Source organism: Romboutsia lituseburensis (assembly GCF_024723825.1).
Lineage (GTDB): Bacteria > Bacillota > Clostridia > Peptostreptococcales > Peptostreptococcaceae > Romboutsia_F > Romboutsia_F lituseburensis_A.
The window spans coordinates 1-23,470 of the sequence record NZ_JANQBQ010000004.1 but is presented as its reverse complement, the minus strand read 5'-3'; the positions used below and the strand labels follow the sequence as shown (position 1 = coordinate 23,470).

Sequence of the window (23,470 nt, the reverse complement as noted above, 5' to 3'; positions counted from 1 at the left end):
AAAATCACCTCATTAATTTTTAATATAGGAATTTATTAAATTCCATCCGCTTAACTTGAGCAACGGACCTGATTTTCAAGGTCGTTGGCGACATGAGCAAAGCGAATTTTATATGTTTTACTATTCCCGTAAACGTACAATTTTAGTCTTTAACCATATTTTAAATATTCTATAAAACAAAATAAATTCATTTTTAAATTCACTCAATCGTGACACTTTTAAATATAAATTTTTATTTTATTGTCCTTTTTGCGTGAATTTATATCATATATATATCAATACTTTCATTTCACTTTTGCGTGACAAAGTTTAAATATATAAATTAATTAAATAAATATGTTTTACCCTTAATAAAAAACATATAAAACGTTTAAATTCCAACGTTTAAATACATATTTTTCACATAAATAGGACATAATATAACTATAGAAATAAAGTTAAAAATTACATCTAAGGAGTGAAAAAAATGCAAATATATATAGCAGATTTAGCAGCCTATAATAGTGGATATTTAAAAGGAGAATGGATTGAACTTCCTACAGAAAATGAAAATATAAATGATGCAATTTTAAGACAAAGTAAAAATGGTCAAAGTGATTTTTCTATTCACGATTACGAGCTACCATTTGAAATTGGAGAGTACACAGACCCAATAAAAGTAAATGAATTATGTGAAACTGTAGAAACTTTAGATTTAAATAGATATTTAATAGAACACCTTGAATACACTTATGGAATTGATTTTAAAAATTTAGATATACATATGATTAAAAAATATTTAGAAGATGTATACACAATAGAAGGCAGTAATAACAATGAGTTTGCAGAAAATTATATGTATGAGTTCTATGAGGAACTATTAGAAAGTATCCCCTGGGAGCTAAGTTATAGCATAGATTACGATACAGTTTTCAATAAATTGCAAATGACAATGAGCATAACAAAAAATCCTGATAAAAATATATATTATTATTCAAATAACTAGGAGGTAAGCTAATGATTAAAGCTAGGAATAAAATTCGCTGCGCTCATGTCGCCAACGACCTTGAAAAGCAGGTCCGTTGCTCAAAAATCTACATAGGAAGCAGTAAAAGGGGCTACTTAAACGAGGAAATGATCTCTGTAATATATGATTATTTAGCAAACCAAGAAATATATGAATTTACAAAGGCAAAGCCTAGAAAAATAGGAGATAAATATTTATTAGAAGTAGAATTGAACAATCAAACCAAATCATTATTACATGACCTAAAAAATATGGACCAACTAAAATTATATAAAAGAACCCATACATGGGAAGATATATACAAAATGTCAGATACAACAGTTAATAGCTCCTAATTTAAAGGAGCTTTTGCTATTTCTAAAATAAATAATATTAATTCATAAACCAATGAATAATTCTTCCTTAAAAGCCATTTATGCACCAGCATTGGATAGCGGAGCAATGGTTTTATCCAATGCGGTAAACCAAGCAATAACCTAACGTACCGACACCAATTAACTACACTCACTAGGTCTATAGGAGCTATAAACTCTAAAGGTCCTATAAAATAGTTTATCTAAAACGTGGAGGTCAATAATCTCTGTTTGGTATCATGCACCAAACAAAAACTAACACACAGGGCATTGGGCTTAGGGCAGTGAATGGCTATCCTCAAAAGCTACGAACATATATGAACGGATAATATACGTAGCAGACTTGATATGAAATATGATGTTTGCGAAGTATTTTAGTAGTGAATAATGTGAGTGCGTTGAGGATTAGTCAGAGGGGCATGGCCGATAGGCCAATCTTTTAATGTACTTACCAAGCTAATTAAAAAATAATCAACTTAAAATTACAAGTAACCTAAGAATGTATGATGGTTTTGAGTTAGAGATTGAACGGAAATCCTTTTGAGCGGTTTTTGAGCAACGTGTTGGCGAACTATTTTGCTCAAAAGATTGGAGAGAAAGCTCGGTGGCGATAGCCAAACTCCATAAGTATTAAAATCATATATACTACTATAAAAGCTCTCTGTACATATAACTGATGTATATATCTAAGTTTAATAAAATCCTAATAGTCAATACTTTGAATATTAAAGGAGTTGATTATTTGGAAAAGATAAAATCAAAATACAATAGCAAAAAAGATTCTTTTGTAAATGTTGATTTTGCTCTAGGATTTGGTGTTTCTTCATTTTTAATCCTTACAATGCTTGTTTTATACCAATTCTAATTGAACCATAGGTTTTAGTCTGACATCACAGTTTGCAGCGCTCTTTGCTGCAATCTGTGATGTCAGACTAGACCCCATAGCTTTTGACCCCAGCATATAAATAAAGATAGTTGTGGAAGGAGCGGTTTTTGCGACTTCTCCAACTATCCTCCTATACTCTCTTCAACTAAACCTTTAATTTTAAAATACTTATTATTTTTCACTAAAATCTTTAAATTTATGTATTTAATTTTTTAAACTGACAATACTTAAAATATGATCGGAAATTAAAATCCTATCTCCCCCATTAAGCTATAGTCCCCCTAAACTATAGCTTTTTTATTTGCCTAAAAAAAATTCTATTCATAAATTTTCTATAAATAAAATCACGAAAAATCTTAACCAACTATATTTTAGGACTTTGTATGTAAAACCAAATACACTGTAATTAATCAAAACATACAAAGGAGGTAATAAAATGGATAACCAAAACGAAGTTAGCTTACAAAATGAATCAAGAGAGGCTTCAAATATAGTAGAAATTAAAAATCCATCAACATTAAAAATGAGATTTAATCATGGCGAAGGTGAGAATGGAAAAATAATAACAAAGACAAGATCATATTCACACTTAAAACCAACTGCAAAAGGTATTGATGTATTCAATGTTGCTAAGGCATTAGAATCACTTCAACAACATTCTGTTCTTGAAATAATAAAACAAGATAACACAAGCTTAAATCCATAAGATTTATTTTAATCTAAAGAATTTTAAAAATATCAAAGGAGGAATTAATAAATGGAAAGTAACGTAGAAGTTAAATTATTAATGACATTTGCTACAGAGTTAGGAAAAAAGGTAAGTTTGTATGTAACTGATCCAAAAGATGGTATAACAAAATCAGAAATAAAATCAGTTATGGATCTAATACTAGCTAAAAATATATTTGCTCCAAATGGAGATGATTTAAAAACTGTTGTTGAAGCAAAAGTTGTTCAAACAGAAACTACTGATTATGATTTAGTAGTTGCATAACAAATGTAACACTTAGAAAGTCTCTCTAAGCTCATGAGAGGCTTTCCAGTAAATTTAAAAAGTTGTTAGGAGGAAAATATCAATGGAATTAGATTTAATGCAACTGGTGGCTAATTTAGGATTTCCTGCTATCGTGACCATGTATCTATTGGTCCGAATCGAAGGGAAACTCGATGGGCTAAGTTCAAGTATAAATTCATTAAGCTCAAATATTAAAGAATTAAATAGTAGAATGTAAAAAGCAGCACACCCAATCTATAAAAATTAGGGGTACTGCTTTTTTGTTTTAAAAAACTAGAATTTAAGTATCTAAGTTTTCATCATATCTTTTAAATAAAATTAAGTCAATTCCAATTTTTTCTAAATTTAAGCACTTTTCTTATGCCTATTTATAATTGCTCTTATGTAACTTTCAGACATATCGTATTTAGCTGCTAATTCTTTATGATTAAAACCATTGTACTCAGATATAATCTCTCTATCTCTAGCTTCCTTGTATATCATCTTTTCAGTAGGAAAGTACACAGATGTCCCTCCAAATTCTTCAAATAGCCATTTAGCTTTTTCTATTCCTAATTTTCTAGCTATATTTTCAAATTGTGGAGGTAAGTCACTTATTTTAAGCTTCATAAAATATCCTCCTATAAAATTCATTTATATCTCAAGTAAATCAATTACTTTATATATGGATATTCTACATACTTTTTTGATTTCCTACTAAAAGCTGACTTTTTGAAATTTAAAATTAGTACTTACAATACTTGTAAGAATGCTGTGTTCTTTTCTACACATATCTCGTTGCCCCACCTAAAAATACTAAACCTATATACCTAACATAGAAAGTATAATAACTATTATTATTATTACTATATAAAACAATCCCAATCTCATAAAAAAACTTATAATCTCTGTACAAAATCTAAATAAAATTGATAGTAGCCCAAATATAATATTTAAAATATCATTACTCTTACTATTATCTTTTGATTGTTGAGTTGAATAAGTTTTATACTCTGATTTATAATACATTGTGTCTTCTGCATTATCTTTGTATATATTATGTTTATACTCATTTTTTTTGAAATATTCATAGGCTTCATTAATTTCTTTAAACTTTTCTTCTGCTAAATGAGCTAAATCATTGTCAACATGTTTGTCTGGATGGTACTTTTTTGCCAACTCCTTATATGCTTTTTTTATTTCTTGCTCTGATGATTCTTTTGAGACTCCTAATATATTATAATAATCTTCTATTCGACTACTCAAATTTATTCTCCTTTAAATACACTTTTCTTATTCCTCTTTGATACATTCATAAAAACACCTAATATATATACTTAATTAAACTTTACTTTTTACTCGATTCTTTTTTAAAATAAATATATAAATAATCAACGTTATTGCACTACAAATCATACCAAGTTTAATGAATACTTTTTGCATAGCATTCATAATCCCACTAGCTACACTATAATCCCCCATATTTATACTATCCTCGGTTTTCTCAATAAGTTCTTTTTTAAATTCCTTTGTTGATACATACTTAGCAATTTCATCTGTTTCAGCCATTTCCTTATACTCTTTAATTGTGTCATTAATATATTGATTTATAGCTAACTTTTTAACTAATCCCATTGTAAATTCACTATCATAATTTTCCATTGCCTTACACGAAATAAAATATGGAAAAATCCCAGCTCCGATAACAAGTATAATTCCTACTAATATTTTAATAATTCTCCCTTTTGCTTTTTTCAAAAAAACACCTACTTTCTCTTTATTATCTAACTATATTTTTTAAACTTAAAGTTTTGTTAGATCCTATTTTATTTCTTTTACTGCCTTAAGTACCTTTGAATTACATTCACAATATATACCTGTCATTCTATTAACCGTAAATTCAACACTACAACTTGTACAGTTTTCATTTAAGCTTGAACTACGGGGGAGGACGAGATACATGTTATTTTCGGCCACTTGCGAAATAGTAAATTAACTAAGTACTTATGATTATTAGTTATGACTATGCTCAAAGCATTGCAAATACTATATTACTTTTGATAATCAAAACTTAATAAGTTACGATTACAATAACTCAGATATAACTATAAAATACATAGATTTAATAAAAACAAAAAAATCGATGTATTCAAGTTATATCAAAGTTTTCAAAATTAAGTGGCCGATTTTTACACGTATCTCGTCCTCCCTCCACCTACAATACTCTTTACTATTTTCTATACTTTGAAAAGTCAATTACTTCTGCTAAAACCTTATTTTCTTCTTTAACTAGTTTTTCATTAACCCTTCTTTTTTCAAATCTTTCCATAAAGGCAGTTTTAGCCTTGTCCATCATTTCATCATCTACAACAATTCTTTCTAAACTCTGCTTGTCCAAATAAGTATGAACTCCATCTCCATCCATATCAGGTAATGCATACTCAACATAATCTAACCAGATTTCTTCATTACTAAGTTTTCTATTATAACTCTTAAAATAATACGTAATACTCCCACTAATCTTTAACCAAAGCTTTTTTTCATCCATCTAAAAACCCTCCTAAAAATACCTAAATAAAAGTGTCTAAAGAAACAGGACTAAAGTCCCCCAATATAAAGAGCATTAAAATGAGGGTATTAAATTTCTTTATTTTTTCTCATCTTGGTTATATGTCTCTCTAGTGTTTTCAACGGTATATCTAATTCTTTAGAAATTTCTTTATTTTTAACACCCTCATTTTTTAATTTAATTATTTTTAACTTTAGGTCCTCTAGCTCCTGCTGTTTCTTAGTTAATCCTTTTTCATTCCTAATTAAGTTGTATCTTCTTTCATTATTTCTTCTATACTTTTCCTTAGTACCTATAATACTACTTAAGCTTCTTTGCTCAATTTCACGTATATCAAGTATTTTAATTAATGTAGCATTGGTATATTTATATAATCTATTCTCATAAGCCCTTGTGGCTGATTTAGTATCTTGAATTACTTCATTTTCAGGTAATGGCTTTTTAAACTTAGCATTTAACTCTAAAGCTCTTCTTAAAGCTTCATCTGTGTCTTCTGTAAAACAAGCTGAGAAATATCTATATAAAAATAATATAACCTCTCTATGTCCTTCTACATCATAGTCCCTTAGCTCACAAATCTTGATTATATCCATAACCCTCGAATAATAAAGGCTATATTCAGTAAAAAGACTCACCATTTTTTTGGGTCTACCTTTAGACTTTTTCTTTTGAGATATTTCAGGTAAATAACCTTCTTGAATTTCTCTTAATGAGTATTCATAATTGTTTGAATCTAAAACCTCAACACAAGTACCACTCTTTGAATTTAAAGTTCCCACTATTCTTAAAACTCTAGTAGGATCTAGTGCATTGGCATCTGCTCCAAAAGGTTTTAAAACATTATATAAATACCTTTGAACTGCATACCATAGAGGTAATGCCATGCTTGGAACTGGTTTTATTAAAATAATATAATAAAGACCCCTTCCACTATCTATTAAGTAATTTGGTACTGGTATTTTACTACCATATAAATCATTTTCTAAAAAATACTTAACTGCTTCTTTAGTATATTTTGAATTGTAACAATCTATATCAATATAAACAGCTCTAAGCTCCTTTATATTCTCTATTCTTCTTTGCGGTCTATAAAAAGTATTTTGAGATACATAAGCATTAATACCATTGATAATATCTTCTGTATTCTCTAATAAATCATCTTTTTTATAATGCCATTGGCTATAGTTTTGGTCTTTTTTAGCTATAGTTATATAACCTTCACTACCACTATGTAAATTTGTTAAATGTTTCCTTGATTTATCTATATTAATTTCATCATTAATTACTATATTAGTCCTTGCACTAGTTGATTGCATAAAAAAACTCCCCTCAATTTTTCGATAATGCACCCAAAAAGATAAGAGAAGTTATTTATATATATTGTCACTTCTATAGTCATGTGATAAAATAACTATAGAAAATAAAACTACGTGCATAAAACATTTATGCTAGTAGAATTATAAATATAGAAAAACTCTCTTATAAAGATTCTCTTATCTTTATAGAGTCTGATTAAACAAGTTAGGATTTCTGTTTGCCGACGTGGTCCTAGCTTGTTTTTTTATTATCCGATTGTTATAGATAAATTGTAACATAAAAATCCCTTTTAGTACATAAAAAGCGAAACAGGACTAAAGTCCCCCAATATAAAGAGCATTAAAATGAGGGTATATTATTTTTGTTGATTTACCTTATTCCACATATACTTTGATACTATAGGCTCTATTTCTAATGTAATCTCATTTTTTTCTTTCATACCATTATACTCAAATACTCCAATATAATTTTTATTCTTTAAAATATAATCAACTTTTTGTTTTGAAAATCCATACTTAGCTCCTGTTTTAGCTAATGATAGCCCCTTGGACCTTAGCTTGAATATATCTTTGACTATTTTAGCTTCTTCTTCATCAATTTCAAATTGGCCCTGTTTATTTACTTTATATCCAAGTGATGGCTTACCTCCCACCCACTTATTTTCATTAAGCCTTGCTATTCTTCCATTTCTAGTTCTTTCATTAATGACAGCACGCTCAAATTCAGCAAAACTTCCTAGCATCTGTAAAAATAACATACCTTGTGGTGTTGATGTATCAAAATGCTCTGTAATACTTACTAATGCTACATTGTACTCTTGCAAGTCATAAATCATGGCTAGTAAATTATACAATGACCTATGGATTCTATCATTCTTATAAACCATTATCATATCTATATCATTTTCTTTAACATAATTCATCATTTTATAGTACTCTGGTCTATCCGTTGACTTACCAGAAACTGCTTTATCTATAAATAGATTATCTATATCAATATCGTGAAGCTTAGCATACATTTTTATTTTATCTTCTTGATCCTTAAGTGAAGTATTATCTACTTGCATTAAAGTTGATATTCTACAATATCCTACTGCTCTTTTTTTCATAATGCCCTCCAATGAATTTATCAAATGTCTTTAATGAATTTTTACATTTAAAATTAAATTTATAATATCTCTGAAAAAACGAATCGTCAAGTTTGAGCCGACAAACCTGACTTTTTTATATTAATTTCAAGTTATTATTAAGTATTTTAAATATATACAAAGCAATATTATATTTATATTTTTAAATTGTTATTTAATATTTTATGAGTTATTTGATAAAATATGTCGAAACACAAAAAGATACATATAATATATGTATCTTTTTGTGTTTATTTTATAATTTATATAATCCTTCTTCCAGATGTCGGTCTTATAATATTAAAACTTCTAGTTTTTGACTCCATTTCATTTAACGTATCAATATACTTACTTAAATAAAATGGATCATCTAAATTAATAGATCTGTCTGTTAAAATTCCCAATAATGAGGATGTAAATACAAGTAATGAGTCCTCTTTAGATTCTAACATTTCTATATAAGAATTAATCCTTCCATCTTCATCATATTCATATTGTTTTAAAATTACTTTTCCCGCCTCAATAAATATAATAATATCAGGCCACACCTCATCAGCTATGTCTATGATTTTTTCATCTATATTTTCAATATCAAATGAATGACCTCCCTTAAATATAATAGCAGCTGTTGCTATATCAGGTTTCGATATTAATGTTCCATTAAAACATACATCATTCTCCATACAATAAATCTTCTGTTCAATGCTAAACAACCTATCTTCTATATCTGGCCCTTTAATACCTGGTATCATTTTTATAGATTCACATTTTGTTAATATATCATTTAATACATCCTTAGAATAATTAGTTTTCACCTCTATTGCTAACTTAACTGATTCTTGAAATAACAAAGAATGACCATGCATCTTTAGCTTAGGATAATTATTAGCATCCCATATAGCTATATCTACCTCGTGACTTTTATTTATTATTCCATATATGGGGGGACACCGAGATACGTGCAAATTCGGCCATTTAATTTTGAAACTATTGGTATAACTTATATGTAGCGATTTTTATTTTTATATAAAATACAGATAAATCAATGTTCGATTAATCAAATCTTTTTAAGTTATGATTATAAAATCTAATCCAGTAATTTCAACATATTCAGTATAATCATAACTGGTGATCATAAGTAGTGATAATTAATTAAATATTTTTATGTGGCCGTTTTTACATCTATCTTGTTGTCCCCCCTATATCATCCCTTTACTTAATTCGTATCTTTTAGGAATTATATCATTGAGATAAATGCTTATTAAGTCCTCTCTATGACTCCCTTTTAAGCCATTATGCTCACACCGCCTCATCACATGCGGCTAATAGTTGTCTTTGTTTACTTTTAAAATATGTTTTTACTATTTCTTGTATACCCATTACTCCTCCATATATATTTACTTAATTATTATTTTTCATGAAATCTTTTAAAGCCTGTGCCATAAGATCTTGCTTATTAAACTCTTTATTTTCAATACAAAACTTATCAAAGTCTTCCCAAATAATTTTATTTATCCTTATTGTAGTTCTAGTAGTCTCACTATCTGGTAAATCTATTTTAATACCTTCATTTATTACTTCTATGACTTCTGTCATACTATTGTCATCACGACTTTTAAACCATTTCAACATATCAAAAATATCTTCTTTATGTTCTATAATTTCTATCATATCTTGTTTTATATTATTCGCGTTATTATTTGTCATACTATTGTCATCAATAGTTGCCATTGGCTTAACTTCAACGTTACTGTATTGATGACAACTGTCACCATTTAAAACATATATGTCATTTTCAACTTTGTAGCCTCTTTTTCTCATATACTTAGTCATACTATCTAAATGTTTATATCCTAAAATATCTTTTATATCATGTCTACTTTTACCTTCTCTTTGAAGTTGCAATATATAATTAGCTTTTTCTATTGTAATCACCCCTTACACCTTACTGATGACAATTGTCATCAATAAATTATATCATATTAAGGTGTATCTATCTTCATCTTCTATGTTTTATATTTTATAAAAATAAGCAGAATCTAATCCTTAGACCCTGCTTTATTTTTATTTATTAAGTTTATCAACTATAGTTTTAAAATACTCAGGTAACTCAGAATTAAATTCTATGTACTCTTTACTTCTAGGATGTACAAAACCTAATTTTCTAGCATGTAAAGTCTGCCCCTTCGTTTTGAACTTTATATTCTTTGGACCATATACTACATCTCCTAAAAGTGGATGATTTATTGATAATGCATGAACTCTTATTTGATGTGTTCTTCCTGTTTCAAGCCTAGCTTTCATATGTGTAAAATTATCATATCTTTCAATAACTTCAAAATGTGTAACAGCATTCTTTCCATCTTTAACTATAGCCATTTTAAGCCTATCTTTTGGATTTCTTCCTATTGATTTATCTACTGTTATTTTGTCTTCTTTAACCACTCCATGACATATAAATTCATACTCTCTTGTTATAGAGTGATCCTTTAATTGTTCAGATAAACTATTATGTGTATTGTTATTTTTAGCTATCATTAAAAGTCCTGAAGTATCTTTATCTATCCTATGGACTATCCCTGGTCTTATAACTCCATTTATTGATGATAATTTATCTTTACAGTGATATAAAATAGCATTTACTAATGTATTTTCATAGTTGCCTGGTGCAGGATGAACAACCATATCCTGTGGCTTATTTATAATAAGTACATCATCATCTTCATATACTATCTCTATTGGTATATCTTGTGCCTTAACCTCTAATAACTTTGGTTCAGGTATTTCAATAACGATTTTATCATCTTCTTTCACAAGATACTTTGCTTTTTCTTCTTTTTCATTAACTCTTACTTTTTTATCTTTAATTATTTTCTGAATATAACTTCTTGACATATCTCCAAGTTGATTAGATAAATAAACATCTAATCTATCACCTTCTTCTTCTTCAATAACTAAAAATTCTCTTACTTTATCCATTATTTCACCTATTTATCCTCTTCAAAAACTATTATGTATATGCACAACATTATCGTTCCAACAACAACAAATATATCTGCTATATTAAATACATATTCCCATATAAATCTAAAATCAAAATAATCTACTACAAATCCTAGCCTAACTCTATCAATTAAGTTTCCAATAGCTCCTGCTATTATAAGTACTATACTTGTTTTACCTAATATATTAAGCTTCTTAGTATGTAAATAATACAATCCAAATATTGTTGCAATTACTGCAACTACTATAAATATTATTTGATTATCTTGAAACATACCAAATGCTGCACCTCTATTTTCTACATATGTAAGATGAAAAACATCTTCTATAATTGGTATACTTCCTATTTCTTTTAATGAATTTAAAGCCCACATCTTAGACAGTTGGTCTATGCCTATTAATAAAAGTATTATTAACTCATATAACAATATTTTTTCCTCCAAAAATTATCTATTAAAAGTATTATATAAAAAAAGACTATTTTTCTCTAGTCCTGAAGCTTACTATATAATTTTAAAGGCTTAAAATCTATCTAGTAAGTTTCAGATATAACAATATAAATTATCATCTCTCTCATTCTATAAAAAGAAAATTAAACCTTTAAAAAGGTTTAATTTTCTTTTTATAGATTTTTTTATTTATTTTTAGTTGACTTATATTATTTTTTAAGATAAACTTTGAATTGTAAGATATATTAAGGTTTAGTAAAAGGGGGAATCTAAAAATGAAATTAAACTACTATGAGCAATTCTATTTTTTAATTGTTAGTCTTTATAAAGAAAAAGGTGCACTTTTAACATCTTCTGATGTGATTAAATATCTAAATATCAATAATAGTATTTGGGGAACTCAGGGCGACACTTTAAAGGATTATAGACCTACAATATCGGGGCACATGAGCGATCTAAGAGAAAAAAATATATTACAATATGATAAAAAAGTTGGTCGTTCTAATTTGTACTATTTAAATCCTGAACTAGATGTTGATAATTACTTAAAGGAAATAGCATCTAACATTTGTCAAACTTTAGATATTGATATACATAATGTATACGATGATAATAATGCTATATTTGATTATTTAGATTTGCAAAAGATAATAATGAGCCATGCACAAGTATGTGACCTAGTAAATGTTTATGGTAGAGAGACTATATATGGATTATAGTATGTAACATTATAAAGGTGAGTAATCAGGGTAATTAATCGTTGCTTAACATACTGATTACTCATTTCTATGGTTCTTCTAGTAAAATATTAGAGAGAGAGGGTATTAATATGACTATAGTAGAAAAGAAAAAAGTGACTTCAACAGAAAAGGTTCGAGTTGAAATTCCTAAGGTTTTAAAGAAGCATAAACAAGGACTTAATTTTAATGATTTATTTAATGAATTAAAAAAAACGCTCAAAGATGAATTAGTAAATAAAGACACTGGAGAAGATAGGTTCGGTGTTCTAAGAGGTATAATGAATAAGCTTGATACAAAACCTGTAGACAATATGGTTATAGAAAAACGTGGTTCTAGTATATACTATGTATATGTTGATGGGCAATTAAGTGAAATTGAAAGAGCTACAAAAGTATTTTTAGATGAGTTAAAAAATAAAGATTTATTAAAGATGAGTTTATTAGATTTAAACAAAAACGAAAGACAACGTTTTAAAGAATATGAAGAATTAATAATTAAATTGCACGATTTGACTTACAACAAATAAAAGACTTCCTTGATTGGAAGTCTTTTCTATTATCTTTTAATATTCTCTACTTGCTATTATTACTCTTTTCAAAAAGTAGGTTTAACTTTTTTTGATTATAATTAGTAATTTCTTCATAGATATTTTCATCTACTTTTTTTCTATTTAGAAATAAATCATATATATAGTTTGGTGAAACATATACATTATTTATTATTTTCTTATTCTTAAATACAGGGTGTCTTGTATATCCAAATATATTAAATTTTTCTTCCATCATTTTAGGATATATCAATGCACTAACTGTAAATGAATAATTTAACTCTGAATCTTCTCTATACTTTTGTATTGTCATTTCATCATCAAATACCATCTCATATATATGCTGCTTTATTATATCATAGCTACCTGGATTTCCTGTTACATTCTCTTCATCTATTTGTATGCTATAATACTTTGCATCAAGTATAAACATTGTTTGATTATATATAGATAGTATGTCTGGTATTAAAGGATTCTTTTTAGACTCATTCTTTATATCATTATCAGTATACCATTCTGGGAATGGTATCTCACTTTTGAAATCTTCATATTTATCATTAAATATATATTTACATATATGTTCCCAAACTAATTCAAAAGATGTTGTCCCAAATATTGATAAATCATTGCTATTAGAATCATTTTTAGGCTCAAAGAAATTATAAATTGCTTTTAGTAAATTTATATCTCTATCTCCAAAAGTACATTCTAACTCTTTTTTAATTTTCGCTAGTATATACTTCTTATTTCCTAATCTATCTAGGTTCCTCTTAGCTCTATCAAAAGATAATGCTCCTCCACTATATCCTAATAAATCTTTATATTTTACTAATAAATAGTTATATAAATTTGTATGTAAATTACTTATGAAATTATTATTGTTTATTATAATATCTTCATTTATGTAGTTTGTATATACTGGTTGACCATTAGATATAATTGGATCAAAAGTATTTATTGTACATGTCCAATTTGTATGACCATTTCCATTTATTGATTTAATTCTGTTCTTTTGAATATAGCCTCCATTACTTCTAAAATCTTTAATAATATAGTCAGCTATAGCAATTTCACTTATTTCATCTTCAGTTATACTATTTGATATAAAAAGAGAATCCTTATTATCTTTAATTACTTTATTTGGTATACGTTTAAATACTTTTATTATAGTTTTTATACATTCTAGCTTTTCAGCTTCACTATTTAATTCTCTTGAATATTTCGGAAGAATAACTAGTATTTCTCTTTTATATACTAATACACCTACAAATGTAAACTTAATACTATTTTTGTTAGTCTCTACTATTTTCTTATTATTAGATATTTCATCTAAAAACTCAGATGAGATATCTAAGTTTTCTTTATTAAACCATCTTTCTTCAAATTCATATTTGAAATTCATCTATTCGCCCTTGCTCTTTAAAGACTTTAATTTAGCTATAAAATTCTCATTGAATATAGCTTTTCCTTGCTCATAGTCTTTTAATAATGACCCAAATGAATAGTTTTCTCTTAATAAGTCTGTAGAGTTATATCTAAGTACATCATCCTTTAAGTACATAAGTAACTTATACTTTATTGCATCCTCTAATATATAATTATTTTCATCTACATCAGTTATAAAGTATGGTCCAATAAATTTATCTTCTCCTACTTCTATTTCTTCTAATGTCTCGTTTAGTTTCACTCTAAAGTCATTCCACTTTACATCAATGCTCTCATTACCTAATTTGAATTTAATTCCTATTTTTTCTATTCCTTCTTTTTCTTCTTCATCTTTAAAGCTATTTATATCTATATATTTAAATTCCCATCTTCTCTTAAATGCAGTATCCATTCTATTTACATTCTGGTCTGCACTATTCATAGTACACCATATATAAAGATTTCTTGGTATTTTAACAGATTCATCCTTTTTGAAATTATTACTTTCATTATTTATTCTTGTTGTTAAGTAATCCATTGCATCCTTACCTAAAGTGATTCCATATGTACTACATCCATAATCACTTTCTGCCTTATCTTTTTGTCTATCTAATAGTTGGAATATGTCACCAAAAACTGCTGCTGCATCTGCTCTATTTATCTCTTCTATTATTAATAAGAAGTTATGATTTGGATTATTTAAAGCTCTGCATAGTATATCTACAAAAGGCCCTGGTACAAATGAATAATTTATTGATGGCATCATTTGATATTCTAATTTATCTTTCATATTGCTCTTATAGTATTCATCTTCATCATCTTTTTTCTTTATGTATATAGGTGATGGCTTATAAGCACCTACGAAATCGTAATAAGCATAGTTAGGGTTAAAAGTTACCCTTGAATATAACATTTCATTATCAAAATATTTTTTCCTATCCTCTTCTATTGAATGACTTTTACCTGTTCCTGGTGCTCCATATATAATAAGATTTCTTGATAATTCATCTTCTATTTTATTTTCTGGAATCTCTAATATATCTTTGTTCATATCATTCTCCTCTTCATCATCTTTTAGCATGCTTCCTAATGAAGTCAATATATTTACATAATCATCATTTATCTTAGTTGATGTTTCATATAAATATACCTTTTCTTTCACATATTCAATATGCTCTGAATCTATTTCATATCCTTTATCTATCTCATTTATAGTTTTCAATACATTTAATAGACGATTATATCTTACATCTTTAAATCTCTTAGCAATTTCTTTTACTTTATCATCTATGCTCTGATCGCTATCTTTTAAATTTCTATATTGCACTATATTAAAAACTGTATCTAGATAATTTTCATACTTTTCTGTAGTACATACAAATACTAAATATTCATCTTTAGTTATCTTATATTCTCCTGTTATTTTACCAATTTCTATTAATACCTTATATAGTAAGAATAATGGATATAACCTATATTGACTTCTCTTTTTATCTCTTTCTCTATCATAAATAGATGAGAAATATACTTTCTCTAACTGTTGCTCAACAATATCATAATATAATTCTATATCTTCAAAATTAGAATTACATCTAGCTTTTATAGTCTTATATACATCTGTAAAGTGTACATCTTTGTCATATGAACCATCTCCTTTGAGCAATCCATACATATATCCGTTTTTGAGCATTCTATACTCTTGTAGTCCTTCATATACTGTCGGGCCTACTCTCTTGAAGAAATCTGCTAATTTTTCTGTTGGATTTTGTATTTGTAAATATTGTTCTAAAACACTTACTGCATAACAAACCTTATAAAAATTTAATTCTTGCTTAACTATATACCAAACTTCTTCTTTTTCTAAGCTATCTACATAATTAAGCCTACTTTGTATATCAAATATATTAATCGCCTCCTTCTTATCTGATATGACTATATTACCAAATAAGAAATGTTATAAGTAGATATTTTCTATTTTTTGATTATAATTATATTTAATGGGAAATTACACTTAAAAGGAGTTTAATTATGGCTAATACTATTTTTTATGTTCTAGCTGATTTATTATCTTACAACATCAGAAGGGATAAGGAATTGAATCAATCTGAAAAAGAAAGGCTAATAAAGAAAGTGGAAAATGGTACTATTTCTATAAAAGATATAGGTCGATTCGGCCAACAACCAACTGAGCCAATAGATGAACAATACTTACCTCTGAATATATATATTGATTATGACTATGATTATTACGATGATGATATAAGAAGGGATGAAGAGGAACAAAGAATAAGAGAAGAAGAGCAAAGAATAAGGGATGAAGAATATTATGAGCGTGAAGATGAAAGAGCATTTGAAAGAGCCTGGGCAGAGCATGTTGAAAATAGACGGTATTAAATAAAAAGATACAGTGCTATAATTTTAGCACTGTATCTTTTTATTTTACATATTATTTATAAGTCTTTTTATATCCAATAATCTTTCTAGTTGAGCGGGCTTACAATCACCTTCTTCATACTCTAAAATCTCACCTGTAGCCTCTATTACCTTACTTCTTTTATGCCTATCTTGCTTAGGTAGGTAGTTCTTAGTAGCTTTTTTACGTAAATACTCATATTCACAATATCCATATATTGTTGCTGTTTTTATTGCATCAATTTGTATAACTTCATCTTTAGTTACACCTGTATTTATCCTTACTCCAACATAGTAATCTTTTGGAATACTTTCAAACTGATCTATCGGTACCATTATCAGATAGTGGTCTGTTCTTGATGCACTCTTTACATCTATTGTTTTTCCATCCTTTGTACTAAAATCACATAAATCAGTTTTACCCTGTCCATTGAATATATCAAACATATCTCCTAATGGAACATCTTTGCCTTGTTCTGTAAGGTATTTATGAAATGCTAACTCTGCAAGCTTACCTGCAAATGTCCTCTCTATTCTTACATCTATTGTTGCTGGTAATCTATCATATTGATTATCTCCTAATATAATTTCACTCGCAAAATTATAACATCTTTCTATCATTTCATTTGTAATTTGTACTTCTATTGACATTTCTAACACCCCCCATTGTCTAACAATTTATTTATATATCAAAGATACTTATGTTCTTACAAAGATTTTCTATATAAGTTTCTTGATTTATCTCATCAAACTTTAGTTTATTACTAAAATATTTTTTTTCAAACTCCACAACTTTTGACTCTATCTTATTTATATATCTTTTATCTAGCTCTATAATATTATTATCAACATCTATATGTAGGTGCTTTAGGTTCTTAAGTACTAAGTGATACCTTAAGTCTTCTCTAATTAAAAGTGATTTATTTGCAGTATTAAATGAAGTTTTTATTGAACTATCTCTATCTACCATTATTGTATAAATAACCTTTGAATAATCACTATACTTACCTGCTGTTGCTAAAAAGCATATGAATTCATCATATGATATTTTATAGTTTCCATAAGCTCTTCCCATCTCTATTAGTACTTTATATAATAGAAATATTGGGTATATTCTAGAATCTTTTCTATCTGTTTCAAAGTTCTCATCTAATATAGAGCTTATATATATTTTTTCTATTTGCTGCTCCATGATTTCATAGTAACTGTCTGTATCTCTAAAATTACCATTGCATCTTTTCTTTATTTCATAATAAACATCAGTTAAAATAGAATACTTATATTCTTCTTTAACGCAATGTAAATCAGTCTTTCTTATCAATCCATACATACGAGCAACACTTAGGATTCTATAATTTGAACTAATTCCACTCTCTATAAATTCTTTAAGTCCAACTGTCATTCCCTTATCTTTAAATTCTTCTAATACACTAACTGCTTCACAAGCTTTTATAAAATCTGTTTCTTGCTTTACAAAATACCATATATTATATTGATTTTTATTTTTTATTCTCTCAATATTTTCATTAAAATTCATACCCAATCCCCCTACTTTTATTTAATTTCTACTTTCTATATCATCTCTTATGATATTAGCTAATACCTCTGCAACTAATGGTGGTACTGCATTTCCTATCTGCTTTCCTATAGATGTTTTATTTCCATAGAATATATAATCGTCATCAAATGATTGTATCCTTGCAGCCTCTCTAGGTGTTAATGCTCTGTGTCTTTCAGGATGTATAACTCTACCTGCAGATGGTGTATCAAATCTAGTTGTTATTGTCATAGATTGCGAATCCCACTCTAATCTACCATATGACCCACTATGCACTGACTTAATAGTATCACTTTCCTCTAAGTCTTTCCAATTTTGTCCTGGCAGAATTCTTCTTATTCTATCTAATGCTATTTCGTTATGCTTTGGAGCTACATGGTTGTGTAACAAATTAGTAGTTCTTCTTTCATTTTGATATTGTGAGTTAGCTTCTGTCCTATATTCTTGAACTTGCTCCCCTTCTCCAATTTCAAGATAGTTAAGATCACTTATAGCCTCTTCCAAAGTAACTCTATCAGGTATATTAAGCCTTTGTTTAACTCTTTCTATTGAATTATCTATATCTATTGGTTCAAATTTAGAACCTATTATTATAAGCCTTTTTCTTGACTGTGGAACTCCTAGTTCATCTGCACTAATAACTTTTCTAGATAAATAATATCGTCCTCTTCTAAAGTTATTTTCATCTTCAAATAACCTTATAATTTCATTAAGTATCTCTCCTCCATTCATATTCTCAAGACCTTGTACATTTTCCATTACAAAGTAGTTCGGCTCAAATCTTTGTATTACATTAAAATAATATCTGAACAAATAATTTCTAGGGTCTTCTATAAAATCATTAGCTTGTCTATTTCTAGCTCCAGCCATACTAAATCCTTGGCATGGTGGACCACCTATTATTACATCTATATTATTTAAATTCGCTCTGATTTCTTCTGCTCTTTGTCTATTTTCCATACTTTCTAATTTTGTATCTATCTTAGTATCTATATTTTGTACAAAGTCTTCGATGCTTTCATTTATCATTAATACATTTGGATGATTTTTTTCATACGTATTAGCTATCATTGGGTCTATTTCATTTGCTATTAATGTCTCAAATCCTGCTCTTTCAAATCCCTTAGAAAATCCTCCTGCTCCTGCAAATAAATCTATAACTCTCATATTCTGTGTATCTCCTCTGCTATTCTATTTTGTCTTATCTCTAAGTAACTATCAAGTTCATCATTCATTCTATATCTAAGGTTATAGTCTATGATATAAAGATATTCTTCTTCAGTTAGCTTATAATGTGTCTTTAATACTTTATCAATCTCATCTATTATCATCTTTGATTTTTTATGCTTATATTCATACTCTGTCTGCTTAGACCCTATATAAACCTTTTTTAACTCTAAATCTTGCTCTAATTCTTGAGCTAAGTTTATTAATTGCTCTCTTTCATTTATTGTTAGCCTATCTATATTAAAATTAAAGAAGCTTAAATCTTTTGATGTTATGTGCCATACATCTGATATACATTCCCAAAAGAAATAATATAAACTAGAATTCATTACTGCCATAAAAATCCATGCATTTTCATGACTTGTAAAGTTATATTTCTTAAATTCAGATGATAATTTCTCACTTTTAAAACATTTCATCCAGAATGTCATTCTTGTGTTTAAGTATGCATTGTACTCACTTTCTTTTATAAATTGATTACTTATAGAACATTGCTCATTTATTATTTTATCTATTATTGATTTCTCTATCTCATTTCCGAATTTGTAATAAAAATCATCATTTCTATAATCATTTTTTATATATTTAATATTTGCAAATATATGTGGTCTTTCTTCCTTATACCAATGATAATAGCTTGATGTATAAATATTGGATGAACAACTATTACCTTTCTCTCCTATGAATATAGTCAGTTTTTGATGTACGCCATTAAACAGTGTCCCTGGTCTATCTCCAAAGTTAGAGTAAAATATATCTGTACAATTACTTTCTATAAACCTTCTTAAATCCTTTGTTCTTTTTGTAGATACAATAGATATAGGAACTATAAGCCCTACTGTTCCTTTTTCTTTTAATATATTTATAGATTTTTCTATAATAAATGCATATAGATTTCCTGCTTTTATAGTTTCTATATTCTCAACTACATATTTATTTCTTACCTTAGAGTACTCTACATAAGGTGGATTTCCTACTATACAATCAAATTGCATATCGTCATTGCTGTAGTCACTCTCTAGCGTTAAAGCAACCTCATCTAAATATACTTCTTGGTCATTATTAAGTTGATTAAACACATCCCCTACTAATGCATTTCCAACCTCTAGGTTTATTTCTAACCCTTCTTTTAATGAATCTTTATTCGATTCATTAAAACTTTGAATAACTTTTAAATATAATCTAAACTTAGCTATATCAATAGCATCTTCCATAATATCTACACCATATATGTTATTAGTTATGATTTTTATAATAAGATAAGGATCATCTATATTTAACTTATTAAATATAGTTCTATATATATCTTCTAGTAAATCTACTACATTTAGTAAAAATGCTCCTGTCCCACATGTTGGGTCTAATATTTTGATATTATATAATATATCAAGTAAATTTCCTTCTACATTGTAAATATCACTTTCTTTTATTATGCTTTTTATAACATTAACTAAATCTACATTTTCTTTTACTAAATCTTCTATTCTATTAATTTTTATAAATTTTTTATTTATATATGATTTAATTTCCTCTTGGCTATCTAAGTTGTTAAGTAAATATAGCAAGATAGTATTTTCATTTATATATCTAATAGTATCTATTTCAGTGTAATATGCGCCATTTTCCCTTTGATTTATATACTTTTCAAAAACATTTCCTAATATATCTGGGTTTATAGCATTTTCATATGATGTGTCTAGTCTCCAATCATACTTTGAAAAAGTTTTTATAACTTTTTTCATAACTAAATCTGATATATTAACTTTTCTTTCAATCATATTAACTTTAAATACACTGATTATAAATTCAATTTCATATACCTTTTCTTCTAAGAAATACTCTCTATCAGTATAAAAATCAATAAGAGATTTAAAAATACTAATATTTTTTTCATTAGAATACTTAGTTAATTCATTAATTAAATCTTTATCTGTGAAATTATTTTCTACAAATAAAAATATCATTACTCTATCCAATACCCTCGATGCTACATAAGAATTACTTTCTATATTTTTTAAATCTTCCTCTATTGTCTTATGTAAACTTTTATAATCCCTATAAAATTTACTTATTAACTTAGTATTGCTCATTTATCTAGCCTCATTTCCAATATTTAAAACCTTATCTAATAGACAAATACGTTTCTTACCTAATCTTTGCTTTATTACAGCTCCATAGGTATTTTTTTTAAATATAATATCTTGATTATTCTCAACCAATGTGTTTGTACAAGTCAAAAACTCATTTTCATTGATTTCACCATTCCAATAAGAGTCTATTGTTGATATCAACTTCTCTGATATATCTTTTTGGGTTTTAAAAAAAGTTTTGTCCATAAAATTACCTCTGCTTATTTTTTGTATTTTTTTTGTATTTTATTTATTATTTTTTTGTATTTTTTTTGTACTTAACTTATTTATATTAATATATCCTTTATAGTTTTACAATATTTTTTAATTTAATTAAAAAAATAATTAAAACAAAAATGAAAAGACTAGCTGTTTTAACAGTTAGCCTTTTTATCCCTCTCTAGATTTAATTTAACAAAAATAAAAAATTACATTTTTGAATTTCATATTATATATGCATCTCTAAAACCTTTACTTTTAGCCTCTTTAACCTGATTAATAGCATTATTTTTATCTCTAAAAGCTCCAATACAAACCTTATATAAAATATCTTCCTCAACTTTTTTAACCTTTTGTAAATCATATAAATGTGCTAAATTATCAGTAATAACCTTAGCTATTTCTTTAATTTTAGCACTATCTTTTAAATCTCTTTCAGCATCAATATTAGATATAAAATCTACCTCAATTAAACAGGCTGGCATCTTAGTATTTTTAAGTACAGCAAAATTTTTATTATACTTAACTCCCCTATTTCTAATATTTAAAACCTTAGAAATATCATCACAAACACATTTTGAAAAATTATTTAACCTCTTACTATCTGCATCATATTGCCAAACTTCAACACCTCTAACACTTTTGTCAGTTGTAGAATTAATATGAATTGATACAAAATAACTAGCTCCAAAAATATTTGCAATGCTAGCTCTTTGTGTTAATGAAATAAATTTATCGCTAATTCTAGTAAACTTATACTCTAAATCATAACCATTTAAATTTTTCTCAATCTCCTCTCCAATACTTAAAACTACATCGGCTTCACAAACTTTACTTGGTCCGATCGATCCTGGATCTTGTCCTCCATGACCCAAATCAATAATTAACTTTCCCATAAATACCTCCCATAAAAAATAAAATTTAAGTTTTATATTTAAATTATAAAATTTTAAAGTAGGTTTATGGGTGAATGTAAGCCAATTACTGAAACTTCAAAAAATAAAATAATGAAAAAAAATAAGATGGATATATTTAAACCACCTTAATATAGTGTAAAATAGCCTGTATTTTAGTTTGTAAGAGTTTTTAGACTTCATCACTATTATTTGTATTAAATGCAAAATTTTTAAGCTCTACACCCTTAATTTCTCCATTTGACCAGCTATCATTTACTTTTTCTTCTTTCTCATTTATACTGGTAGCTTTTTTATTGGATCTTGTGCTCTTAGTCTTAACCTTTTGAGTATTAATTTTTTTATCCTGAGCCTTTAATCTAACTCTCTTTTCTTTTTTTGCTTTTTTATTTTTGTATTCTTCAAACTTTAAACTTCCAAAGTTTTTAACCATAGCTTGTTCAGTTATAATCCATGTTGTACCAATCTTTTTTATTTCTTCATCAATAACAAACTTACCACGAGATACTTGTTTTCTTAAACACGAAGAATCTACTCCGTAAATTTCTGCCACTTCAAGAAAAGTGTATAACCCCTCAAAACTTCCTATAGCCAT

At 27.2% G+C, this 23,470-nt stretch carries 28 protein-coding genes; 9 read left to right on the top strand and 19 right to left on the bottom strand.

All coding sequences use genetic code 11. The features are described from left to right. Positions 1-466: 466 nt before the first annotated feature. From NWE74_RS19055 to NWE74_RS19030, 6 genes are all read left to right on the top strand, one after another. Complete coding sequence (locus tag NWE74_RS19055) at positions 467-985, top strand: antirestriction protein ArdA (RefSeq protein WP_258244641.1); 519 nt, start codon at positions 467-469, stop codon at positions 983-985. 11 nt (positions 986-996) lie between these two features. Then, positions 997-1,341, top strand: coding sequence for a hypothetical protein (locus NWE74_RS19050; RefSeq protein ID WP_258244640.1), 345 nt, complete (start codon positions 997-999; stop codon positions 1,339-1,341). A 760-nt stretch (positions 1,342-2,101) separates the two neighbouring features. Continuing rightward, positions 2,102-2,224: a hypothetical protein gene (locus NWE74_RS19045; RefSeq protein WP_258244639.1), complete on the top strand. Its 123-nt coding sequence runs from the start codon at positions 2,102-2,104 to the stop codon at positions 2,222-2,224. Between the two features lie 457 nt (positions 2,225-2,681). Then, complete coding sequence (locus NWE74_RS19040) at positions 2,682-2,951, top strand: DUF1659 domain-containing protein (RefSeq protein WP_258244638.1); 270 nt, start codon at positions 2,682-2,684, stop codon at positions 2,949-2,951. A 51-nt stretch (positions 2,952-3,002) separates the two neighbouring features. Next, positions 3,003-3,239, top strand: a complete 237-nt coding sequence (locus tag NWE74_RS19035; RefSeq protein ID WP_258244637.1) for a DUF2922 domain-containing protein — start codon at positions 3,003-3,005, stop codon at positions 3,237-3,239. Between the two features lie 82 nt (positions 3,240-3,321). Then, positions 3,322-3,477 carry a YvrJ family protein gene (locus NWE74_RS19030; RefSeq protein WP_258244636.1) on the top strand — a complete coding sequence of 52 codons (156 nt, stop codon included), beginning with the start codon at positions 3,322-3,324 and terminating at the stop codon, positions 3,475-3,477. A gap of 128 nt (positions 3,478-3,605) precedes the next feature. Here the strand turns inward: NWE74_RS19030 and NWE74_RS19025 are convergent, their stop codons facing one another. From NWE74_RS19025 to lspA, 10 genes are all read right to left on the bottom strand, one after another. Further along, on the bottom strand, positions 3,606-3,869 hold the full coding sequence (locus tag NWE74_RS19025; protein ID WP_258244635.1) for a Mor transcription activator family protein: 264 nt from the start codon (positions 3,867-3,869) through the stop codon (positions 3,606-3,608). A gap of 192 nt (positions 3,870-4,061) precedes the next feature. Further along, entirely contained in the window at positions 4,062-4,505 is a 444-nt protein-coding gene (locus tag NWE74_RS19020) for a DnaJ domain-containing protein (protein WP_258244634.1), read from the bottom strand. 75 nt (positions 4,506-4,580) lie between these two features. Next, a complete protein-coding gene (locus NWE74_RS19015; RefSeq protein ID WP_258244633.1) occupies positions 4,581-4,997 on the bottom strand; it encodes a hypothetical protein in 417 nt (138 codons plus the stop codon). A 472-nt stretch (positions 4,998-5,469) separates the two neighbouring features. Then, a complete protein-coding gene (locus NWE74_RS19010; RefSeq protein ID WP_258244632.1) occupies positions 5,470-5,787 on the bottom strand; it encodes a hypothetical protein in 318 nt (105 codons plus the stop codon). Positions 5,788-5,876: 89 nt separating this feature from the next. Then, entirely contained in the window at positions 5,877-7,124 is a 1,248-nt protein-coding gene (locus NWE74_RS19005; protein WP_258244631.1) for a DNA-binding response regulator, read from the bottom strand. 356 nt (positions 7,125-7,480) lie between these two features. Then, positions 7,481-8,233 carry a recombinase family protein gene (locus NWE74_RS19000; RefSeq protein ID WP_258244630.1) on the bottom strand — a complete coding sequence of 251 codons (753 nt, stop codon included), beginning with the start codon at positions 8,231-8,233 and terminating at the stop codon, positions 7,481-7,483. A gap of 281 nt (positions 8,234-8,514) precedes the next feature. Then, on the bottom strand, positions 8,515-9,216 hold the full coding sequence (locus tag NWE74_RS18995; protein WP_258244629.1) for a DUF6602 domain-containing protein: 702 nt from the start codon (positions 9,214-9,216) through the stop codon (positions 8,515-8,517). 436 nt (positions 9,217-9,652) lie between these two features. Beyond that, positions 9,653-10,186, bottom strand: coding sequence for a hypothetical protein (locus NWE74_RS18990; protein WP_258244628.1), 534 nt, complete (start codon positions 10,184-10,186; stop codon positions 9,653-9,655). A 129-nt stretch (positions 10,187-10,315) separates the two neighbouring features. After that, on the bottom strand, positions 10,316-11,230 hold the full coding sequence (locus tag NWE74_RS18985; RefSeq protein WP_258244627.1) for an RluA family pseudouridine synthase: 915 nt from the start codon (positions 11,228-11,230) through the stop codon (positions 10,316-10,318). A gap of 8 nt (positions 11,231-11,238) precedes the next feature. Continuing rightward, entirely contained in the window at positions 11,239-11,682 is a 444-nt protein-coding gene (lspA, locus tag NWE74_RS18980) for a signal peptidase II (protein WP_258244626.1), read from the bottom strand. A 296-nt stretch (positions 11,683-11,978) separates the two neighbouring features. Here lspA and NWE74_RS18975 point away from each other — a divergent pair, with 296 nt between their 5' ends. Together NWE74_RS18975 and NWE74_RS18970 are read left to right on the top strand one after the other, a co-directional pair. Continuing rightward, positions 11,979-12,422, top strand: a complete 444-nt coding sequence (locus NWE74_RS18975; protein WP_258244625.1) for a hypothetical protein — start codon at positions 11,979-11,981, stop codon at positions 12,420-12,422. A gap of 110 nt (positions 12,423-12,532) precedes the next feature. Beyond that, positions 12,533-12,970, top strand: coding sequence for a hypothetical protein (locus NWE74_RS18970; protein WP_258244624.1), 438 nt, complete (start codon positions 12,533-12,535; stop codon positions 12,968-12,970). 46 nt (positions 12,971-13,016) lie between these two features. On the opposite strand, the gene NWE74_RS18965 is transcribed toward NWE74_RS18970, so the two are convergent. Together NWE74_RS18965 and NWE74_RS18960 are read right to left on the bottom strand one after the other, a co-directional pair. Then, positions 13,017-14,393 (bottom strand): LlaJI family restriction endonuclease, encoded by a 1,377-nt coding sequence (locus tag NWE74_RS18965; RefSeq protein WP_258244623.1) that lies wholly within the window; start codon positions 14,391-14,393, stop codon positions 13,017-13,019. Then, the gene (locus tag NWE74_RS18960) at positions 14,394-16,106 is read right to left on the bottom strand and encodes an AAA family ATPase (protein ID WP_258244622.1); all 1,713 of its coding nucleotides are present in this window, start codon (positions 16,104-16,106) and stop codon (positions 14,394-14,396) included. A gap of 338 nt (positions 16,107-16,444) precedes the next feature. Between NWE74_RS18960 and NWE74_RS18955 the strand changes: the two genes are divergently transcribed. Next, complete coding sequence (locus tag NWE74_RS18955; RefSeq protein WP_258244621.1) at positions 16,445-16,810, top strand: hypothetical protein; 366 nt, start codon at positions 16,445-16,447, stop codon at positions 16,808-16,810. 45 nt (positions 16,811-16,855) lie between these two features. Here NWE74_RS18955 and NWE74_RS18950 read toward each other — a convergent pair whose 3' ends face one another. From NWE74_RS18950 to NWE74_RS18920, 7 genes are all read right to left on the bottom strand, one after another. After that, on the bottom strand, positions 16,856-17,479 hold the full coding sequence (locus NWE74_RS18950) for a hypothetical protein (protein ID WP_258244620.1): 624 nt from the start codon (positions 17,477-17,479) through the stop codon (positions 16,856-16,858). A 31-nt stretch (positions 17,480-17,510) separates the two neighbouring features. Then, on the bottom strand, positions 17,511-18,365 hold the full coding sequence (locus NWE74_RS18945) for a hypothetical protein (RefSeq protein WP_258244619.1): 855 nt from the start codon (positions 18,363-18,365) through the stop codon (positions 17,511-17,513). Between the two features lie 21 nt (positions 18,366-18,386). After that, positions 18,387-19,553: a DNA cytosine methyltransferase gene (locus tag NWE74_RS18940; RefSeq protein WP_258244618.1), complete on the bottom strand. Its 1,167-nt coding sequence runs from the start codon at positions 19,551-19,553 to the stop codon at positions 18,387-18,389. Beyond that, positions 19,550-21,703, bottom strand: a complete 2,154-nt coding sequence (locus NWE74_RS18935) for a BREX-1 system adenine-specific DNA-methyltransferase PglX (RefSeq protein ID WP_258244617.1) — start codon at positions 21,701-21,703, stop codon at positions 19,550-19,552. Before NWE74_RS18935 ends, NWE74_RS18940 begins: the two co-directional genes overlap by 4 nt. Continuing rightward, the gene (locus tag NWE74_RS18930; RefSeq protein WP_258244616.1) at positions 21,704-21,949 is read right to left on the bottom strand and encodes a TIGR04540 family protein; all 246 of its coding nucleotides are present in this window, start codon (positions 21,947-21,949) and stop codon (positions 21,704-21,706) included. A 236-nt stretch (positions 21,950-22,185) separates the two neighbouring features. Beyond that, positions 22,186-22,857, bottom strand: a complete 672-nt coding sequence (locus tag NWE74_RS18925; protein WP_258244615.1) for an N-acetylmuramoyl-L-alanine amidase family protein — start codon at positions 22,855-22,857, stop codon at positions 22,186-22,188. A 190-nt stretch (positions 22,858-23,047) separates the two neighbouring features. Then, positions 23,048-23,470 (bottom strand): helix-turn-helix domain-containing protein (locus NWE74_RS18920; RefSeq protein ID WP_258244614.1); only part of this gene is annotated, 423 nt, incomplete at its 5' end.

Bases quoted from the DNA above. Each gene is read 5' to 3' on its own strand.
- NWE74_RS18925 (WP_258244615.1), bottom strand. From the start codon at position 22,857: ATGGGAAAGTTAATTATTGATTTGGGTCATGGAGGACAAGATCCAGGA.
- NWE74_RS18985 (WP_258244627.1), bottom strand. From the start codon at position 11,230: ATGGATAAAGTAAGAGAATTTTTAGTTATTGAAGAAGAAGAAGGTGAT.
- NWE74_RS19025 (WP_258244635.1), bottom strand. From the start codon at position 3,869: ATGAAGCTTAAAATAAGTGACTTACCTCCACAATTTGAAAATATAGCT.
- NWE74_RS19050 (WP_258244640.1), top strand. From the start codon at position 997: ATGATTAAAGCTAGGAATAAAATTCGCTGCGCTCATGTCGCCAACGAC.
- NWE74_RS18945 (WP_258244619.1), bottom strand. From the start codon at position 18,365: ATGAATTTTAATGAAAATATTGAGAGAATAAAAAATAAAAATCAATAT.
- NWE74_RS19000 (WP_258244630.1), bottom strand. From the start codon at position 8,233: ATGAAAAAAAGAGCAGTAGGATATTGTAGAATATCAACTTTAATGCAA.
- NWE74_RS19055 (WP_258244641.1), top strand. From the start codon at position 467: ATGCAAATATATATAGCAGATTTAGCAGCCTATAATAGTGGATATTTA.
- NWE74_RS18965 (WP_258244623.1), bottom strand. From the start codon at position 14,393: ATGAATTTCAAATATGAATTTGAAGAAAGATGGTTTAATAAAGAAAAC.
- NWE74_RS18955 (WP_258244621.1), top strand. From the start codon at position 16,445: ATGGCTAATACTATTTTTTATGTTCTAGCTGATTTATTATCTTACAAC.
- NWE74_RS19030 (WP_258244636.1), top strand. From the start codon at position 3,322: ATGGAATTAGATTTAATGCAACTGGTGGCTAATTTAGGATTTCCTGCT.
- NWE74_RS18960 (WP_258244622.1), bottom strand. From the start codon at position 16,106: ATGCTCAAAAACGGATATATGTATGGATTGCTCAAAGGAGATGGTTCA.
- NWE74_RS19035 (WP_258244637.1), top strand. From the start codon at position 3,003: ATGGAAAGTAACGTAGAAGTTAAATTATTAATGACATTTGCTACAGAG.
- NWE74_RS18930 (WP_258244616.1), bottom strand. From the start codon at position 21,949: ATGGACAAAACTTTTTTTAAAACCCAAAAAGATATATCAGAGAAGTTG.
- NWE74_RS18975 (WP_258244625.1), top strand. From the start codon at position 11,979: ATGAAATTAAACTACTATGAGCAATTCTATTTTTTAATTGTTAGTCTT.
- NWE74_RS19010 (WP_258244632.1), bottom strand. From the start codon at position 5,787: ATGGATGAAAAAAAGCTTTGGTTAAAGATTAGTGGGAGTATTACGTAT.
- NWE74_RS18935 (WP_258244617.1), bottom strand. From the start codon at position 21,703: ATGAGCAATACTAAGTTAATAAGTAAATTTTATAGGGATTATAAAAGT.
- NWE74_RS19005 (WP_258244631.1), bottom strand. From the start codon at position 7,124: ATGCAATCAACTAGTGCAAGGACTAATATAGTAATTAATGATGAAATT.
- NWE74_RS18970 (WP_258244624.1), top strand. From the start codon at position 12,533: ATGACTATAGTAGAAAAGAAAAAAGTGACTTCAACAGAAAAGGTTCGA.
- NWE74_RS19040 (WP_258244638.1), top strand. From the start codon at position 2,682: ATGGATAACCAAAACGAAGTTAGCTTACAAAATGAATCAAGAGAGGCT.
- NWE74_RS18940 (WP_258244618.1), bottom strand. From the start codon at position 19,553: ATGAGAGTTATAGATTTATTTGCAGGAGCAGGAGGATTTTCTAAGGGA.
- NWE74_RS18950 (WP_258244620.1), bottom strand. From the start codon at position 17,479: ATGTCAATAGAAGTACAAATTACAAATGAAATGATAGAAAGATGTTAT.